Annotated in this window: 1 protein-coding gene; it reads right to left on the bottom strand. The window is 65.9% G+C overall.

Annotation, left to right across the window (positions count from 1 at the left end; genetic code table 11):
- Positions 1–1,661 (bottom strand): filamentous hemagglutinin N-terminal domain-containing protein (locus A4A58_RS17595; protein ID WP_139069874.1); only part of this gene is annotated, 1,661 nt, incomplete at both ends.

Here is a 1,661-nt window from a genome sequence, read left to right as displayed (position 1 = left end):
GCGCCCTGCTGCGCGACGACTTCCGGCGCCGCCAGCGTGATAGTGCCGCCCAGTGCCGCCCACTCGCCGATGCTGTGCGGGCTGTTGGCGAGATAGCCGCCGACTTCAAGCAGTCCGCCCTTGGTGTAGTAGCGCTCGCCGGCATAGCCGCCGGTGCCCGCGGGCACAAAAGTAAGATCGCGGATATCGATCCAGACATTCTTGTTGATCAGCGCACCGCTGTCACGATTGACAGGCGAATCCCTGAGTTCATTGCCCTGGACATTGACCTGCACCTGGTTGGCCGACATCGGCCGCACGGCGCCCTGCACGCCCGAGACATCGATGAGCGAGCCGGTCTCGGCGAAGACACGCGTGCCGGCGCTGACCGCGACCTGACCGCCCTGCGCCACGGTGAGCGAGCCGCTCTGGACGTTGACCAGCCCCCCGGTGACGATTTCGACGCGCGACTGGTCGCGGCGATCCGTCAGCAGCGACAGATTGTTGAACTGTGCGAGGGCCAGCGGGTTCAGCCCCGACGCGGCGATCAGCGCATCACGCTGCGCATTGAGCGCAGTGTCCTTCGATTCCAGTTCCGGCAGGATCCAGCTGAGGCTCTTGCCCGTCATCGTCACGCTGCCGCCGGTGTCGCTGGCGGCATTCAGCAGATGGATGGTGCCGCGCTGATGGACCGAGGTGGTGGAGAGCAGCACGCCGTCTTGCGTGACGGAACGGCCGGCCAAAGTGATATCGCCCTGCTGCGACAGCACGACGCCGGTATTGGTCACTTTGCCCGCGGAACTGCCGCCCTGGATCACCGGCGCGATCTCGCTGCCATTGGTGGTCGAGAACTGGTTGGCGTCGGTGCCATAGCCGCGACGCAGGATGAAGTCGTCGCCCGCCGCCAGAATGGTCTGCCCCTTCGGCGTCGCGATGGCCCCGGCATTGACCACTTCGCTGCCGATCATCAGCACGTAGCCGCCGCCGGAGGTCACCGAAGACGGCGCTGCCGTATTAATCGACGCCCCCGCCTCGACCACCACCTTGCCGCCGGCCGCGGTGAAGCTCGGCAGATAGGCTCCGCCGGTCTGGGTCGCATAGATGCCGTTGCTGCGGAACTGGCTATCCGTGATGCCCGCCGTCGATGCGATCAGCGACCCGACATTGATCTGGCTGTTGCCGCCGAAAATGATGCCGCTCTGGTTGATCACATAAACTTGGCCGTCGGCCTTGATATTGCCGAGAATCTGGCTTGGGCCGGTTGATGCATCGACGCGGTTGAGCGCAACCCAGCTGCCGTTGCCCTGCTGGTCGAACGTCAGCGTGGTGCGTGCGCCGACATTGAAGTTTGTCCAGTTCAGGATCGCCTGCTGCGTGGTCTGCCGGATATTGACCTGGGTCTGCCCGGCTCCATCGAGGCCTTGGGTCGGCGCATTGGCACCTGACCAAGTCGCGGGATTATTCGGCAACAAGCCACCGGCGCCGATGCCGTTTGGCACCGCGACCGGCGCCGTCATAGATGTCTGTTGCGCGGCCGCCGCAGCCCGCGCCGCCGCCTGCACGGCCCGCATATCCTGCATGGCGCGCGCTGCACGCGCCAGCGAACCCTGTGTCTGCCGCGCCGCCGCAGCCGCCTGCTGCGCTGCATAGGTTGCGGCATCCGACGCGATGTTCGGTGCGGA

It is taken from the genome of Tardiphaga robiniae (assembly GCF_001618955.1).
In the GTDB taxonomy this organism is placed as follows: Bacteria; Pseudomonadota; Alphaproteobacteria; order Rhizobiales; family Xanthobacteraceae; genus Tardiphaga; species Tardiphaga robiniae_A.
This window is presented reverse-complemented; position numbering and strand designations above follow the sequence as displayed.